This window comes from Curtobacterium pomorum (assembly GCF_044497295.1).
GTDB lineage: Bacteria > Actinomycetota > Actinomycetes > Actinomycetales > Microbacteriaceae > Curtobacterium.
The window spans coordinates 2,642,614-2,658,326 of record NZ_CP172409.1; the positions used below are offsets into that span (position 1 = coordinate 2,642,614).

The 15,713-nt window shown below is 72.2% G+C and carries 13 protein-coding genes; 8 read left to right on the forward strand and 5 right to left on the reverse strand.

Translation table 11 applies throughout. The annotated features are described in order from the left end of the window. Positions 1 to 77 precede the first annotated feature (77 nt). The 6 genes from ACGH48_RS12545 to ACGH48_RS12570 all read left to right on the forward strand — a co-directional run bounded on the left by ACGH48_RS12545 (position 78) and on the right by ACGH48_RS12570 (position 7,392). Positions 78 to 1,019 carry a glycosyltransferase family 2 protein gene (locus ACGH48_RS12545; RefSeq protein WP_111086000.1) on the forward strand — a complete coding sequence of 314 codons (942 nt, stop codon included), beginning with the start codon at positions 78 to 80 and terminating at the stop codon, positions 1,017 to 1,019. Next, a complete protein-coding gene (locus ACGH48_RS12550; RefSeq protein WP_396288843.1) occupies positions 1,009 to 2,568 on the forward strand; it encodes a glycosyltransferase family 39 protein in 1,560 nt (519 codons plus the stop codon). The genes ACGH48_RS12545 and ACGH48_RS12550 overlap by 11 nt, the downstream gene beginning before the upstream one ends. Further along, positions 2,565 to 4,214: a hypothetical protein gene (locus ACGH48_RS12555; protein ID WP_396288844.1), complete on the forward strand. Its 1,650-nt coding sequence runs from the start codon at positions 2,565 to 2,567 to the stop codon at positions 4,212 to 4,214. The genes ACGH48_RS12550 and ACGH48_RS12555 overlap by 4 nt, the downstream gene beginning before the upstream one ends. Next, a complete protein-coding gene (gene rfbB, locus ACGH48_RS12560; RefSeq protein WP_123681455.1) occupies positions 4,211 to 5,197 on the forward strand; it encodes a dTDP-glucose 4,6-dehydratase in 987 nt (328 codons plus the stop codon). The genes ACGH48_RS12555 and rfbB overlap by 4 nt, the downstream gene beginning before the upstream one ends. Positions 5,198 to 5,207: 10 nt before the next feature. Then, positions 5,208 to 6,059, forward strand: a complete 852-nt coding sequence (gene rfbD, locus ACGH48_RS12565; protein WP_396288845.1) for a dTDP-4-dehydrorhamnose reductase — start codon at positions 5,208 to 5,210, stop codon at positions 6,057 to 6,059. Positions 6,060 to 6,249: 190 nt separating this feature from the next. Next, positions 6,250 to 7,392, forward strand: coding sequence for a glycosyltransferase family 1 protein (locus ACGH48_RS12570; protein ID WP_123313726.1), 1,143 nt, complete (start codon positions 6,250 to 6,252; stop codon positions 7,390 to 7,392). A gap of 12 nt (positions 7,393 to 7,404) precedes the next feature. On the opposite strand, the gene ACGH48_RS12575 is transcribed toward ACGH48_RS12570, so the two are convergent. From ACGH48_RS12575 to ACGH48_RS12595, 5 genes are all read right to left on the reverse strand, one after another. Beyond that, positions 7,405 to 8,160 carry a glycoside hydrolase family 16 protein gene (locus tag ACGH48_RS12575; RefSeq protein ID WP_123313727.1) on the reverse strand — a complete coding sequence of 252 codons (756 nt, stop codon included), beginning with the start codon at positions 8,158 to 8,160 and terminating at the stop codon, positions 7,405 to 7,407. A 330-nt stretch (positions 8,161 to 8,490) separates the two neighbouring features. Continuing rightward, positions 8,491 to 8,958 carry a 5-(carboxyamino)imidazole ribonucleotide mutase gene (gene purE, locus ACGH48_RS12580; RefSeq protein ID WP_185021477.1) on the reverse strand — a complete coding sequence of 156 codons (468 nt, stop codon included), beginning with the start codon at positions 8,956 to 8,958 and terminating at the stop codon, positions 8,491 to 8,493. A 54-nt stretch (positions 8,959 to 9,012) separates the two neighbouring features. Continuing rightward, positions 9,013 to 10,110 carry a hypothetical protein gene (locus tag ACGH48_RS12585; RefSeq protein ID WP_396288847.1) on the reverse strand — a complete coding sequence of 366 codons (1,098 nt, stop codon included), beginning with the start codon at positions 10,108 to 10,110 and terminating at the stop codon, positions 9,013 to 9,015. 370 nt (positions 10,111 to 10,480) lie between these two features. Next, positions 10,481 to 12,151, reverse strand: coding sequence for a glycoside hydrolase family 6 protein (locus ACGH48_RS12590; protein WP_396288848.1), 1,671 nt, complete (start codon positions 12,149 to 12,151; stop codon positions 10,481 to 10,483). Between the two features lie 216 nt (positions 12,152 to 12,367). Then, positions 12,368 to 13,504 (reverse strand): 5-(carboxyamino)imidazole ribonucleotide synthase, encoded by a 1,137-nt coding sequence (locus ACGH48_RS12595; protein ID WP_396288849.1) that lies wholly within the window; start codon positions 13,502 to 13,504, stop codon positions 12,368 to 12,370. 113 nt (positions 13,505 to 13,617) lie between these two features. On the opposite strand from ACGH48_RS12595, the gene ACGH48_RS12600 reads away from it, so the two are divergent. Together ACGH48_RS12600 and ACGH48_RS12605 are read left to right on the forward strand one after the other, a co-directional pair. Then, the gene (locus ACGH48_RS12600; protein WP_222658026.1) at positions 13,618 to 14,103 is read left to right on the forward strand and encodes a GtrA family protein; all 486 of its coding nucleotides are present in this window, start codon (positions 13,618 to 13,620) and stop codon (positions 14,101 to 14,103) included. Continuing rightward, entirely contained in the window at positions 14,100 to 15,653 is a 1,554-nt protein-coding gene (locus ACGH48_RS12605) for a DUF2142 domain-containing protein (RefSeq protein ID WP_396288850.1), read from the forward strand. The genes ACGH48_RS12600 and ACGH48_RS12605 overlap by 4 nt, the downstream gene beginning before the upstream one ends. Positions 15,654 to 15,713 lie beyond the last annotated feature (60 nt).

Genomic DNA, 15,713 nt, shown 5'->3' on the forward strand with positions numbered 1-15,713 from the left:
CGCATCGCATAGGCTGTCCTGGTTCTGTGCCCCGCGCCCCGCGCGCTGCGACTCCCGAAACGAGACCAAGCGAGCCCGTGAAGCTATTCGTCCAGATCCCCTGCCTCAACGAGGAGAACACCCTCGCCAGCGTCATCGACTCGATCCCGCGTGAGATCGACGGCATCGACGAGATCGAGATCCTGGTCATCAACGACGGCAGCACCGACCGCACCGTCGAGGTCGCCAAGGAACACGGCGTCAAGCACTTCGTGCACCACACCACCAACATGGGCCTCGCCCGGTCGTTCCGCGACGGCGTCGACTACGCCCTGCTGCACGGTGCCGACATCGTCGTCAACACCGACGGCGACAACCAGTACCCGCAGGCGCAGATCGCCGAGCTCGTCCAGCCGATCCTGCGCAAGGAGGCCGAGATCGTCATCGGCGACCGGCAGACCCGCACGATCGAGCACTTCTCCGGCTTCAAGAAGCTCATGCAGCGCTTCGGGTCGTGGGTCGCCAGCCGCGCCGCCGGACTCGACCTGCCCGACGCCGCGAGCGGCTTCCGCGCCTACTCGAAGTACTCGCTGATCCGCCTGAACATCGTGACGCGCTTCAGCTACTGCATGGAGACCATCGTGCAGGCGGGCTACAAGCGCCTGGCGATCGCGTCGGTGCCGATCACGACGAACCCGAAGACGCGCGAGTCCCGGCTCTTCAGCAACATCTTCCAGCACATGTTCGAGTCCGGTTCGGCGATCGCCCGCGTCTACCTGATGTACCGGCCGATGGCGCTGTTCGCCTGGGTCAGCGTGATCCTGGGCGGGCTCGGGCTCTGGCCGCTCGTCCGCTACCTGGTGCTGCTCGCGATGCAGACCCCCGGCAACCACCTGCAGTCGATCATCCTCGGTGTGGTGCTGCTCATCACGGCGCTGCTCTCCATCGTGATCGGCGTCGTCGCCGACCTCACCCGCCTCAACCGCACGCTGGCCGAGGAGCAGCTCGACCTGCAGAAACTGCAGCGGTATGGCGACTGACACGGCCCCGGCCGTGTCGGGTACCGTCGCCCGCCCGCGGGTCGGCCGTGCCGAGCGCGTCGTCGTCATCGCCCTGACGATCGCGTTCGCCGCCGTCCTGGGGGTCTGGGCGATCGTGACGACCACCTACAAGGCGCCGGACGAGCCGACCCACGTCGACGCCGTCCTGCACCTGGCGATCGGTGACGCCTGGCCGGAGCCGGGCGCGATGCACTACCTCAACGCCACGCACGACACCCAGATCAGCAACCTGCGCCAGCCGGCTGCCGACAACGCGACGTGGGGCGAGCTGCTGCGCGAGTTCCCGGGCGTGCACCCCACGAGCATCGACCAGATGTCGCAGCACCCGCCGACGTACTACGCGCTGGCCGCCGGGGTGCTCCACGTGGTGCACTTCGAGGACCTGCGGTGGGACCACGCCGTGATGGCCCTGCGGCTGTTCGACGCCCTGCTCGTGCTGCCCCTGCCGTTCCTGGCGTGGGCCACCGTGCGTCGGCTGACCGGTTCGCCCCGGGCGGCGCTGGTCGGAGGGGCCGCGATCCTGGCGGTCCCCGAGGTCGCGTCGATCGGGACCTCCGTCACGAACGACGCCCTCATGCTGCCCCTCGCGGGCGCCCTGGTGTACTTCGTCGTCCGGCTGCTCACCGGCGACCAGCGGGTGCGGACCACGGTGTGGATCGGCCTGCTGCTCGGCGCGATGCTGCTGACGAAGGGCACCGCGCTGCCCGCCGTCCCGTTCGTCGGCATCGCCGTGATGGCGGCGGGCTGTACCCGAGCGACCGTGTGGCGCAACGTGCTCCGGACGCTCTGGACGCTGGGCATCGCCGGCGTCGTCGGTGGGTGGTGGTGGCTGCGGAACATCCTCGTGTACCACGCGATCCAGCCCGACGGCATGGCGTACGCCCGTCCGTCGATGCCGTTCCCGGACGACACGGCCGCCAGCCCGGAGGTCTTCCTGCGCGACTACTGGAACGGCGTGACCCGCACGTTCTGGGGCAGCGTCGGCGGCCTCACGCAGTTCCAGTTCGCCCAGTTCCTGATCGACGGCCTGACCATCGTCTCGGTCGCCGGCATCGTCATCTGGGCGTTCCGCCGCGGCCCGTCGCTGCGACCCGCGATCGTGCTGGCGTCGTACCCCGTCATCCTGATCGCCCTGCACATGCAGAGCGGCTGGGGCGGCTACGTGCGGAACACGATCGTCGCCGGCACCCAGGGCCGGTACTACTACCCCACGCTCATCGCCCTCATCGCCCTGAGCGCCCTGGCCTGGCGCCGCGTGACCGTCACGGCGGCCGGCGCCACACGACTGGCCGTCGGCATGTCCGTCGCGGCGACCGCCATCGCCCTGTACGGGGTCGTCTACGCGCTCCGGGCGTTCGGCCGCGACGCCGCGTTCTGGATCGACGAGTTCTCGATCGTCAAGTTCGACCAGTACGGCATGCTCGCCGCCGGCGGGAACTTCACGCTCGCCGCGGTGGCCGCGGTGGCGCTGATCGCCACGGCGGTCCTGCTCGTGCGGTTCATGCGCCGCCCGGAGGTGACGGCGTGACCGCCCGCCGCGAGTGGATCGTCCTCGGGACGACCACCGTCGCGTGGCTGGGCCTGCTGCTCAGCTTCGCCCTGCTCACCCCCGCGTTCGGCGCCCCCGACGAGCCCGCCCACGTCGACGCCGCGTTCCGGCTGGCACTCGGCCTCGGATGGCCGCACGGTGGGGAGATGCACTACCTCGCAGCGGTCCGGCAGATCGTGGAGCACCCGGTGCCCGCCGTCGACCGCCCCACGTTCGACGCGCTCCTGGCGGCGGTGCCCGGCGACTCCCCCGCGATCGACCCGATGTCGCAGAACCCGCCGACGTACTGGCTCGTCGCCGCGGGCATCCTGCGCCTGATCCGGTTCGGCGCGCACGACTGGGCCACCTCGGTGCTCGTCCTGCGTCTGTTCGACGTCGCGCTCGTGACCGCGCTGCCCGTCCTCGTGTGGGCGACCGTCCGCCGGGTGACCCGGTCGCCGCGGACTGCCCTGGTCGCGCCGCTGCTGCTCTTCGCGGTGCCGCAGCTCGCACAGGTCGCCGCCGGCGTGACGTCGTGGGCGCCGATGATCCTGCTCGGCGCCGTGCTCGTGTGGCTGAGCGTGCGCGTGCTCACCGGCGACCGGTCGTGGTGGACGACGGCCGGTCTGGCCGTGGCGGTGACCGGGCTGGCGGCGATCAGCGCGCTCGGCCTGCTGGCGGTGCCGTTCGTCGTGCTCGTGTTCGTGCTGGCCCGCGACCAGCGCACCGCGAGCGACCAGCGCACCGCGACTGGCCAGCGCGACCAGCGCCCGTGGCGCCGGTCCGCCCTGCACGCCGGTGTCGTCGTCGTCGCTGCCGCCGCAGTGTCCGGTTGGTGGTGGGTCCGCACGCTGCTCGTCAGCGGGACCCTGCTGCCCGACGCCCTGCGCGGCGTGACCACCGTGCAGCCGTACCCGTCGGGCGGTGCGAACCCCGGCGCGTTCGCCGGTCGGCAGTGGGACGGCCTGACCGCCTCGTTCTTCGGGGACTTCGGCGCGAACCAGTGGCCGCTGCCGCCCATGGTCGTCGACGCCCTGGCGATCGTCGGACTCGTCGCCCTCGGCTGGTCGTACGCCCGCCGCGGCGCCGGACGCCGGGTCATGACGATCGCCCTGGTCTGGCCGGCGCTCGTCGTCGTCGCGACCCTGGCGTACAACTGGCGCAACTACCTCGGCACGCACCAGGGCAACGGCCTGCAGGGCCGGTTCCTGTTCGTGGCCGTCGTCGCGCTCGTGTTGTCGCAGGCCGTGGCGTGGCGCGCCCTGGTCATGCGCCCGGAGCTGCGCCGTCGGCTCGCCCGGATCGCCGCCGTCGGCTCGTTCGCGATCGCGCTGTACGGCATCGGCATCGCGTACCGCGGTGCGTGGGAGAACGTCCAGTTCCGGGTGACCCCGGGCGGACTGTCGGCGATGGCCGGCGGCTCGCTCGCCGGGCCGCTCCCGATCGCGGTGGCCGGCGCGCTGTTCCTCGTCGCGGGCGTCGCGAGCGTCGCACTCGTCTGGCGCGCGACGGCCGTCCCCAGCACCACGACCGACGTCCCCGGCACCACGACCGCCGTGCCGAGCACCACGACCACCCCCGTCACCGGCCTCCCGCTAGAATCGCCGCCGACCCACGAACCGACCGTCAGGAAAGAGAACTCGTGAAGATCCTCGTCACCGGAGGAGCCGGCTTCATCGGCTCGAACTTCGTCCGCCGCACCCTGGAGGACGCGTACCCCGGCCTCGAGGGCGCCGAGGTCGTCGTCTACGACGCGCTGACCTACTCCGGCAACGAAGCGAACCTCGCCCCGGTCGCCGACTCCCCCCGCTACACCTTCGTGCACGGCGACATCCGCGACGCCGCGAAGCTCGACGAGGTCGTCCCGACGGTCGACGCGATCGTGCACTTCGCCGCCGAGTCCCACGTCGACCGGTCGGTCCGCGACTCCGGCATCTTCGTCGAGACGAACGTCGTCGGCACCCAGCGCCTGCTCGACGCCGCGCTCCGCCACGGCACCGAGCGCTTCGTGCACGTCTCCACCGACGAGGTCTACGGCTCCATCAGCGAGGGGTCGTGGGACGAGGAGCGCCCGCTCGAGCCGAACTCGCCGTACTCGGCGTCGAAGGCCGGCAGCGACCTGCTCGCCCGCAGCTACCACCGCACCCACGGGCTGAACCTCTCGATCACGCGCTGCTCGAACAACTACGGGCCGTACCACTTCCCCGAGAAGGTCATCCCGCTGTTCGTCACGAACCTGATCGACGACGTGCACGTCCCGCTGTACGGCGAGGGCAACAACATCCGCGACTGGCTGCACGTGGACGACCACACCCGCGGCATCGCGATGGTCCTGACCCGCGGCCGCGCCGGCGAGATCTACAACATCGGCGGCGGCACCGAACTCACCAACAAGGAGCTCACGCAGCTGCTCCTCGACGCGACCGGCAAGGACTGGTCGTACGTCGACCGGGTCGCCGACCGCCTCGGGCACGACCTGCGCTACTCGGTCGACATCTCGAAGATCCGGGCCGAGCTCGGCTACGAGCCGCAGGTCCCGTTCGAGCAGGGCCTGGCCGACGTCGTGCAGTGGTACCGCGACAACCGTTCGTGGTGGGAGCCGCTCAAGCAGCGCGCGGCCCTGAGCTGAGCGGTCGACCGTGACCAAGTACCTCATCACCGGCGCCGCCGGCATGCTCGGCCGTGACCTGCAGGCCGCGCTCGCCGGCCGCGACGTGACGGCGCTGTCCCGCGCCGAGCTCGACATCACCGACCCGGCCGCGGTGGACGCCGCCGTCGCCGGGCACGACGTCGTGGTCAACTCCGCCGCGTACACGAAGGTCGACGAGGCAGAGGAGCACGAGGACGACGCCCACGCGGTCAACGCGACGGGCCCGAAGCTCCTGGCCGAGGCCGCGGTCCGCCACGGCGCGAAGCTCGTCACGGTGTCGACGGACTACGTCTTCGACGGCAACGGCACCGCCCCGTACGCCGAGGACGCCCCGACCGACCCGATCAACGCCTACGGCCGCACCAAGGCCGCGGGCGAGGCGTTCGTGCGCGAGATCGCCCCGGACACGTCGTACGTCGTCCGCACCGCGTGGATCTACGGCGCACACGGGCCGAACTTCGCCGCGACGATGCTCCGACTGGCCGGCTCGCACGACACCGTGAGCGTCGTCACCGACCAGGTCGGTCAGCCGACGTGGACCGGCGACCTCGCCGCGCGGATCGTCGAGCTCGTCGACGGCGACGCCCCCGCGGGCGTCTACCACGGCACGAACGCCGGGCAGGGGTCGTGGTTCGACTTCACGCGTGCCATCTACACCGAGCTCGGCCTCGACCCCGAGCGCGTCCTGCCGACGGACAGCGCCGCGTTCGTCCGTCCGGCGCCGCGTCCGGCGTACAGCGTGCTCGGGCACGACGGCTGGTCGCGCGCCGGCCTCGCGCCGATGCGCGACTGGCGCGAGGCGCTGCACGCCGCGGTGGCCGCAGGGGCGTTGACGAAGTAAGCACGGCAGTCGACCGGGAGGCCCGGATCACGTCCGCCGCGTCGCGAACGTGATCCGGGCCTCCCGTCTCGGTCCCCTGCCGCGCCCCGCCAGCGGCGCTCAGGGGGCAGCCCACCGGCCCTGGTAGGGTCGGGCAGCCGGGCGCCGGGCCGGTCCTCGGCCCCATCACCACGACGAGGAGACCAGCACCATGACCACCCTCCACGTCCTCGTCGACCAGGTCGTCGCGCCCGTCCCGGGTGGCATCGGGCGGTACGCCGAAGAGCTCGCCCGTCACCTCGTCGCGAACGCGCCGAGCGGGTGCGACGTCGCCGGGGTCGTGTCGGCGGTCAGCTCCGACGAGATGGCCCACCTGCGCACGCTGCTGCCCGGCCTGTCCGACCTGCAGCGTCTGCCGCTGGCCCGTCGCGAGCTGTCGCTGGCGTGGCAGGGCGGCTTCGTCGGTGGCATCGCGAAGGGCATGGTGCACGCGCCGAGCGTCCTCGCGCCCCTGGTCAAGCACGACCGGTTCCAGGACCCGGGTCGGCAGACCGTCGTCACCGTGCACGACACCGTGCCGTGGACGAACCCCGAGACCCTGACCCCCCGCGGTGTCCACTTCCACAAGGCGATGGTGAAGCGGGCATGGAAGCACGCCGACGCCGTCGTGGTGCCCACCCACGCGGTGGCGAGTGCCCTGAACGAGATCCACCGCTTCGACGACCGGCTGCGCGTCATCGGCGGCGCCCCCAGCGGTCGGCTGCGGCTGCCCGTCGACGCCGACCTGCGCGCCGAACGCCTCGGCCTGCCGGACCGCTACGTGCTGGCCGTCGGCACGCTCGAACCGCGCAAGGCGCTCGGGTCCCTCATCGAAGCACTCGCGCACCCCGACGCACCGGCGGACATCCCGCTCGTGATCTCCGGCCCGGACGGTTGGGGCGACGTCGACGTGTACGGCACGGCCGAGCGCGCCGGGCTCGCCCGCGACCGCGTGAAGGTGCTCGGCCGGATCGACGACGCCGACCTCGCCGTGGTGTACGACCGAGCCACCGTGTTCGTGTTCCCGAGCTTCGCCGAGGGCTTCGGCCTGCCCGTGATCGAGGCGATGAGCTTCGGCACCCCCGTCATCCACTCCGACGACCCCGCCGTGGCCGAGGTCGCGTCGGACGCCGGGGTCACCGTCGCCCGGAACCCGCGAGAGTCCTACCCGGAGCGGATCGCACAGGCGGTCTACCAGGTGGTCAACGACCCGTTGCTCGCCGGGCAGCTCGCCGTCGCCGGGCCGGACCGCGCCCGCATGTACGACTGGAGCGACTCCGCCGCCGAGACCTGGCAGCTGCACGCCGACCTCTGAGCCGGCGGCACGTCACTTCTTGTACGTGTAGGTGCTGACCCAGTCGATGTACAGGTGGCCGGTGGCGCCCCAGTTGCCCACCTGGAACATGTACCGGTGCGCGGTCTTCGGCACGTGCTTCGTGATCGTCTTGATCACCTTGCCGTCGAGGCGGTAGCGCACGGACTTCCCGGGGATCCACTCGATCGAGTACGTGTGCCACGCGCGCCACGAGACGCCGGTGCTCAGGCTCGTCGCGTTGACCTCCTGGCCGGGGGTCATCGAGTGGTGGTGCAGCATCGGCTGCTGGTCGAAGTTCGCCTCGGGGTAGTCGATCTCACCGTCCGACCACTTGTCGGACGACGGCCACAGCATGAACGCGGCACCGTTCCCGTCACCGCCGGTCGCCTTGGCACGGACGATGAACTTGCCGCCCTTGTGCCCCCACGCACCCGACGGGGTGCCGAACGTGCCGGCGGCGCCGTGCTTGCCGTCGAGCTTGACGTCCATGTACCCGTTGTGCGAGCTGATCTGGGCGCCCGAGTAGTACATGCCGCCGGTGCCGTCCGGGTAGGGCTGCCACGACTTCGCGTAGGTCTTGGCGAACTTCCCCTTGGCCGCCGCCGCCGTGCTGAAGTTCTCTCGGAAGGTCTGCTTGAAGTTCCCGACGTTCCCGATCGGTGCCGAACTGGCGGACGCTGCGGTTCCTGTTCCGAGCGGTCCTGCGACGAGTGCGGCACTGAGGAGCACGACGGTGAGTGCGGCCCGCTTGGTTGCGCGTTTCTGCATGAGCTGTCACTCCCTGACGTGACGGTTCGCACCCGTTCCCGTGGGTGCTGGGAGGCCGGATCTCGACCACCCGCCGTTCACCGTAGTTGCGAAATGCAGCCCGCGCGCGGGGTTGACAGATCCGGTTTATCCCCAGTACGCGGGGGTTGCAGAACGTTCCGTCTACGCCGAGAAATGCTGGTCAGCGGCGGTTTTGCGGCCCCCGTTCTGGGGCTGACGGCGGCTCGGGGCGTGCGGCAGGCGGCGCCGCTCAGGCACGCCTACGACGGCGGCCGGGGCGAGGGCGGAGGTGTGACGACGGAGCCGGGTGCGCGCTGCGGTACCGGGGTCCTAGAGGGAGTCGCGCAGGCGCGCGGCCTTCTCCTCGACAAGCTTCTCGAGGCCGTCGGCGTACTCGGTCAGGCGGGCGGCGACGGCAGGCTCCGACGACCCGATGATCCGCGCGGCGAGCAGGCCGGCGTTCGCGGCGCCGTTGATCGCCATCGTCGCCACCGGGATGCCGGCCGGCATCTGCACGATCGACAGCAGCGAGTCGAGGCCGTCGAGGCGTGCGAGCTGCACGGGCACGCCGATCACGGGCAGCGTCGTCATCGAGGCCACCATGCCCGGCAGGTGCGCGGCGCCACCGGCACCGGCGATCACGACGCGGATGCCACGCTCGGCGGCGCCGCGGGCGAACCGGGTCATCTTGTCGGGCGTGCGGTGCGCCGACACGACGTCCGCCTCGAACGGGATGCCGAGCTCGGCCAGGATGTCGGCCGCAGCGCGCATCGTCGGCCAGTCGGAGTCCGACCCCATGATGATCGAGACGAGCGGCTGGACGGGTGCGTCGGTGTCGGTCACGCGACGAGCCTAGCCGAGCAGCACGCGGCGCCAGGCGTCGTCGTCACGGCCGATCGTGCGCTCCGCCGTGACCCACCGGACGGCCCGTTCGTCGGCCGTCCCGCGCTCGACGGCGGCCCGGACCGCATCGCGCCACGCCACCACGTCGTCGGGCACCGCGACCGCACCGTGCGTTCGCGCCACGGCGTACGAGGGTCGGTCCGAGACCACCGCGGGCAGTCCGAGTGCGGTGTACTCCAGGAACTTCAGGTCGCTCTTCGCCCGGTTGAACTCCTCGTCGCGCAGGGGTGCGACACCGGCGCGCCAGCGCTCCCGGTGCGCCACGAGCCAGCGGGAGAACGCCGGGTAGTGACCGTCCGGCACCTCGATGCGGCGGAACCAGTCGGCGCCGCCCTCGTCGGTCACGCCGATGACCTCGAGCCGGATCGGCGTGCCGTCGGTGGCCGTCAGGTCGGTGAAGACGTCGCGCAGCAGTTCGAGGTCGGCCGCGTGGGTGAGCGTGCCCATGTAGAGCACCCGGTGTTCGCCCTCGGGGCGCTCGTCGTCGTCCTCGGTCGCACCGGGTGTCCAGAGCCCGGGATCGAGGGCGTTCGGCACGACCGTGACGTCACGGGCGACCGGGCGCACGACGTCGGCGAGCTCCGGCGTGCTCACGACGACGGTGTCGGCGCCGCGGACCAGCGCGTCGATCGAGGCGAGGCGGTCCGGGTCGTACTCGGCGCGGGCGAGGCGCTGGCGGCCGGACTCGGTGAAGAAGTCGTCGTCGACCTCGCCGACGACACGGACCCCGCGGGCGGCAGCCACCGCGAGGAAGGGCTGCACGGCGTCGCGCGGCAGGATGTCGCGCTGCACCAGGACCGCGGCGTACGGGGTCGTGTCGGTCCCGTCGACGAACGCGACCTGGTCGACCTGGCGGACCTCGGCCGTGCCGCTGGCAGCCAGGTGCTCGGTTCGCCGGACGACCCGCACGTGGGCGGACGCCGGGTGCGCTCCGTCGGCGCCCGCGACGACGTAGCCCAGGATCGGCAGCGGAGCGGGCACGGGGGGCGTGCCGACGACGACGCGACGGAGTCGACGAGCGGCTCGGCGGACGAGATCACGCGGCATGCGCCCATCCTCTCGCACCTCGCACCTCGCGCCTCGCACCTCGCACCTCGCACCTCGCACCTCGCACGGAGTGATCGGACGCGCACCGTGCGGAGTTCGTCACCGGGGAGACCGTTGACCGCTCCGTGCGAGCTTGCACGGCCGCACCCAGCGATCAACCTCGCACCGAGTGAGCAGTGCCGCACCGTGCGCAGAGAGGAGAACAGGCGTGCACCGTGCGGAGTTCGTCACCGGGGAGACCGTTGACCGCTCCGTGCGAGCTTGCACGGCCGCACCCAGCGATCAACCTCGCACCGAGTGAGCAGTGCCGCACCGTGCGACCGCAGCACCCACAACCCGCACGGTGCGGGGTCGCCGCTCGCCCAAACGGTCAGCGCCGCGCCACCGTCACCGTCCGGCAGGGGCTCGCCCTCCGGTCCTTCCCGGTGCCGGTGTTCCGCGCGACCGCGCAGACGGTCCGCTTGCCGGCCTTGAGGGCGACGGTGCCGGCGAAGCCGTGCTTCGCGCCGGAGCCCCACGTCCGATCGACGTCGGCGCGCACGCGACCCGCCGACAGCGACGTCACCCGCCTGCCGTCGACCGTGATCGCGACGGTGCTGGCGGACGACGCGGCGTCACCGTCGAAGGCCCAGCCGCGCACGCTGATGCCGCCCTGCTTGCCCGTCACGGACTCGAGCGCGACGTAGGGGTCGTGCCGGAAGGCACGGACGGTGGCGCACCCGAGCGTGGTGTCCGACCCGGCGCCGATGTTGACGGCGGTCACGCAGACCCGGCGAGCGCCGGCGGACGCGGGCACCACGGCCTCGAAGCCGTGGGTCACCCCGACACCCGCAGCGGCGTCCACGTCGGTCCGGCGGAGTCCGGCGGTCACGGCTCCCGCGGCGACACCGTCGACTGTGGCGCGGACCCGGACGGGCTGCGTGGGGTCGTCCTCGTCGAAGGCCCATCCCCGGACCCGGACGCCACCGCCGGTGCCGGCGACGACCTCGAGCGAGCCCTGTGGCGCGAGGTCGGCTGCCGGGACCCCGAGCCGGGCGTTCGCGACCAGGGCCTGGGCGTAGGACGACCACCACTTGCCCGCGGCGGGGGCGCCGTTGCAGGTGCCGTCGCTCGCGCCGGGGGTCTTCACCCACAGCAGGGCGTCGAGCGCGGTGCCGTCGGTGACGACCCGCGGCGAGGTGCCGAGGCCGGCGCCGGGGCCGTTGCACCAGGTCCCGCGCCAGCCCTGCCCGTTCCGCGAGGTGTCGATCACGTAGTGGGAGCCGCCGGTGGCGGCAGAGACCTTCTGCGCGTAGGCCTGTTCCTGCGCGGTCGGGTAGTAGTTCGCGACGTTCGTGAAGAACCCGCGGGCCCGCTGCACGCCGGCGCTGTTCAGCCGTGCGGCCATGGTCGCGGGCGGCACCCAGTTCGAGTTGCCGGCGTCGAGGTAGGCGGGGACCCCGGCGGCGGTGAGTCCGGCGACCGTGCGGGACAGGATCCGGTAGCGCTGGTCGTCGAGCGTGGTGCTGCACTTCGCGTTGCTGAGCATCGCGAGCGAGTCCGGCTCGACGATGACGGCGGCACGGTGTCCGGCGAGTGCGGCGGTGACCTGGTCGACCCACGCGTCGTAGGAGTCTTCGGAGAACCCGCCGGCGGAGTACCCGCCGCAGTCCCGGTCCGGGATCGCGTACAGCACGAACACCGGGGTGGTGCCGGACTGCTCGGCGCCCGCGACCGCCGTGCTGATCGTCCTGGTCAACTGGGTCCCCTGCGTCCACTCGCCGAGCCAGGTCGCCACGGGGTAGCGGGCGATGGTCGACGCCGCGGTGGCACCGGCGGGATCGGAGGCGGCGAGCGCGGTGGCCGCCTTCGCTGCCTCGCTGGTCGGCGACCGGTACGGCCCGGCCCCGTAGAGCGAGGCGGCGGACGCGGACCGGATGGTCGTCGCGGACGTCGCTGCGGTGGCGCTCGACGCGAACGAGACGGGCAGCACCCCGCCGACGAGAGCGGTGAGTGCGACGGCGGCGGCGCAGAAGACAGCACGGCGCGGACGGCGGCGCATGGACACACTCCTCGGACGGTCGACCCCTGACCGGTCCATGGGAACACGGGCCTCCGCGCGCCACCACCCGCCAGTGCGGGTGCCACCCGAGCGGGTGTCGGCAGTCCTGGGGACGTGTCGGCCGCCCTGGACGCGACCCGCGGACGGACGGGAGGCCCGTGGCGGCGTCGCCACGGGCCTCCCGTCTGCCATTCCGTCGCGTCGACGAACCCGGTGTCAGTCGTCGAAGTGCGCCGCGGCCGCCCGTGCGCGGTAGACGACGTCGTCGACGTCGTCACCGATCACGGTGACGTGCCCGATCTTCCGACCGGGGCGGGGGGCCTTGCCGTAGAAGTGGTACTTCGCCTCGGGGAACGCCTCGAGCGCGGCCGGGTACCGGGCCGCGAGGTCGCCGTCCGCCGGCCCGCCGAGCACGTTGATCATCACGGCAGCCGGGGCGAAGGACCCGGTTCCGCCGAGCGGCAGGTCGAGCACGGCACGCAGGTGCTGCTCGAACTGACTCGTCGTCGCACCGTCGATGGTCCAGTGTCCGGTGTTGTGCGGTCGCATCGCGAGTTCGTTGATGAGGATGCGCTCGTCGGCGGTCTGGAACAGCTCGACGGCCAGGACCCCGGTGACCCCGAGCTCCTCGGCGATGCGGACCGCGATCGACTCCGTCACGTCGGCGATGCGGCCGGCGCTGTCGGGCGCGGGAGCGATGACCTCGGCGCAGACGCCGTCGCGCTGCACGGTCTCGACCAGCGGCCACGCGACCACCTGGCCGGACGGGCGGCGGGCGACGGACTGCGCGAGTTCGCGGGTGAACGGGACGAGCTCCTCGGCGAGCAGGGCCTGCCCGCCGCCGGCCTCGGCGACGGCGATGAACCAGTCGTCGACGTCCGAGGGGTCCGACACGACCCGCACGCCCTTGCCGTCGTAGCCACCGCGGGGCGTCTTGACCACCGCGCGACCACCGTGGTCGTCGAGGAAGGCGCGGAGCTCGTCCGGGTCGTGCACGGCGGCCCAGTCGGGCACCGGCAGGCCGAGCTCGGTGAGCTTCGTCCGCATCGTGATCTTGTCCTGCGCGACGGCGAGCGGACCAGGACCGGGGCGGACGGCCACCCCGGCGTCGACCAGGGCGCGCAGGACGTCCTGCGGCACGTGCTCGTGGTCGAACGTGATGACGTCGACGTCTCGGGCGAACGCCAGGACCGTCGCGGCGTCGTGGTAGTCGCCCTCGGCCGTGGCGGCGATGGCGGCCGACATGCCCGGCCCCTCGGCGAGGACCCGGATGTCGATCCCCAGCTCGACGGCCGCCGGCACCATCATCCGTGCCAGCTGTCCCCCACCGATGACCCCGACGCGCAACGCCATGCTGTGTGATCCTTCCGGCGTTCACACCGCCCGGGGTGAACGCGTTGTCTACAATCGCTGTTCGGGTCGCGTTGTGCACGGCCCGCGACAACTCTACGGATCCTGGAGGGCACGTGCGGCGCCTCATTGCCCAGCTGGCACGCTTCGGCGTGGTCGGCGCCGTCGGCTTCGTCGTGGACACCACGGTGTTCAACGTGTTGCGCATCACCGTCCTCGACCCGGACGAAGTCCACTCCGGGCCGTTCTGGGCGAAGGTGATCTCCACGGTCGTGGCGATCTTCGTGAACTGGATGGGCAACCGCTACTGGACGTTCCGCGAGCAGCGCCGTGCGGTCGCCACCCGCGAGGGCATCGAGTTCGTCGTCGTCTCGCTCGGCGGCATGGTCATCGCGCTCGCCTGCCTCGGGGTGTCCCACTACGTGATGGGGCTGACCTCGGTCCTCGCCGACAACGTCGCGAACATCGTCGGCCTGGTGCTCGGCACGGTGTTCCGCTTCTGGCTCTACAAGGTGTGGGTGTACCACCCCGAGCGGACCGGTTCCGAGCCCGTCGCCACCGACGTCGCACACGAGGGGCGCGCCCTAGACTCGACCGGGTGACGGCCCACGAGACCACCACCAGCACCACCGCACCACCCCGCACCGCCCGCTGGGAGCGTGTGGCGATCGCCGTCGTCACGGCGACCTTCGGCCTGTGGCTCGTCGCCTGGGCGCTGATCGTCCCGGTCTTCGAGGCCCCGGACGAGACGGCGCACGTCGACGCCGCCGTGCACGTCGCGCTCGGCGACGCGTGGGCCGCTCCCGGCGAGCTGTTCGTCACCAACGCCGTGCAAACCGCGAAGGTCGAGCAGGCGACCAAGCCGTCGAGCGAGTGGTCGACCGTCAGCGAGCTGCTGCAGAACGCCCCCGGCGCGTCCTCGACCGTCAACCAGATGACGCAGCACCCGCCGACCGCCTACCTCGCCGGTGCCGCCGTGCTCCGTGCCGTGGACTTCGGCGACCTGCGGTGGGACCGGGCGTTCACCGCGCTGCGGCTCGCCGACGTCCTCGCCGTCACCGCCCTGCCGCTGCTGGCGTGGGCGTCCGTCCGCCGGGTGACCCGGTCGCCGCGGGCCGCGCTCGTCGGTGGACTCGCGGTGTTCGCGACGCCCGAGCTCGCGTCCATCGGCTCCTCGTTCTCGAACGACGCCCCCGTGCTGCTCGTCGCCGGGATCGTCGTGTGGCTCGCCACCCGGCTGCTCACCGGGGACACCCGGTGGCGCACCACCATCGCGCTCGCGGTGGTGCTCGGTGCCCTGGTCTGGATCAAGGGCACCGGACTGCCCGCGGTGCCGTTCGTGGCGGTGGTCGTGCTCTTCGCCGGCGCCGGGGTGCTGTCGCTGCGGCAACGGGTGGTCCGCACCGTGGTGACGATGGCGGTGTCCGGTGGCATCGGGGCGTGGTGGTGGATCCACAACTGGTTCGCCTACGGCCGGATCCAGCCGAACGGGTACACGGCGATGCGCCCGCCGAAGGACTTCCCACCCGGCGAGCACCCGACGCTCGGGCACTTCCTCGACGTCAGCTGGGGAACGCTCGCCCGCACGTTCTGGGGCAGCTTCGGCGGTCGCGCACAGGTCAGCATGGGCGACCTGCTCACCGCCGTCCTGACGGTCATCGCGCTCGTCGTGCTCGTCGGCTGGGCGTTCCGGCGGGGCCCCGACCTGCGGGTGGCGCTGTGCCTGGCAGTGTTCCCGGCGCTGCTCATCGGCATCCAGAACCGGACGAGCGCGCACTCGTACCTGACCACCACTGAAGTCGCCGCGACCCAGGGTCGCTACTACTTCCCCGCCATCGTCTGCCTGATCGTGCTGAGCGCCATCGCATGGCGTCGCCTGGTGCCCGCCGGGCGCGCACGTTCCTGGGTCGCCGTGGCGCTGGCCGTGCTGCTGCCCGCGGTGGGCGTGTACGGGTTCGCGGTGGCGTCGGCGTGGTTCTGGAACGCGGCGCTGTTCCCGGTGACGGGCCGCGGGCTGCTGCGCTACTCCGAGATCGGTCCGGTGCCGCCCGCGGTGCTCGTGGTCGTCGTGGCGTTGGTCGCGGTGGGGCTCGTCGCGTCCGTCGTGCAGGTCGCCCGAGCCGACCGTCGGGTGGTCGCCCCCGCGTCGTGACCACCCCGCGCGCGCGGCGTGTGCGCTCGGGGCGTGCGTGCTCGCGGCGTGCGTGCTCAC

Coding starts and splice junctions, on each gene's coding strand:
- ACGH48_RS12550 (WP_396288843.1), top strand. CDS start 1,009: ATGGCGACTGACACGGCCCCGGCCGTGTCGGGTACCGTCGCCCGCCCG.
- ACGH48_RS12570 (WP_123313726.1), top strand. CDS start 6,250: ATGACCACCCTCCACGTCCTCGTCGACCAGGTCGTCGCGCCCGTCCCG.
- ACGH48_RS12575 (WP_123313727.1), bottom strand. CDS start 8,160: ATGCAGAAACGCGCAACCAAGCGGGCCGCACTCACCGTCGTGCTCCTC.
- purE (WP_185021477.1), bottom strand. CDS start 8,958: ATGGGGTCGGACTCCGACTGGCCGACGATGCGCGCTGCGGCCGACATC.
- ACGH48_RS12585 (WP_396288847.1), bottom strand. CDS start 10,110: ATGCCGCGTGATCTCGTCCGCCGAGCCGCTCGTCGACTCCGTCGCGTC.
- ACGH48_RS12590 (WP_396288848.1), bottom strand. CDS start 12,151: ATGCGCCGCCGTCCGCGCCGTGCTGTCTTCTGCGCCGCCGCCGTCGCA.
- ACGH48_RS12595 (WP_396288849.1), bottom strand. CDS start 13,504: ATGGCGTTGCGCGTCGGGGTCATCGGTGGGGGACAGCTGGCACGGATG.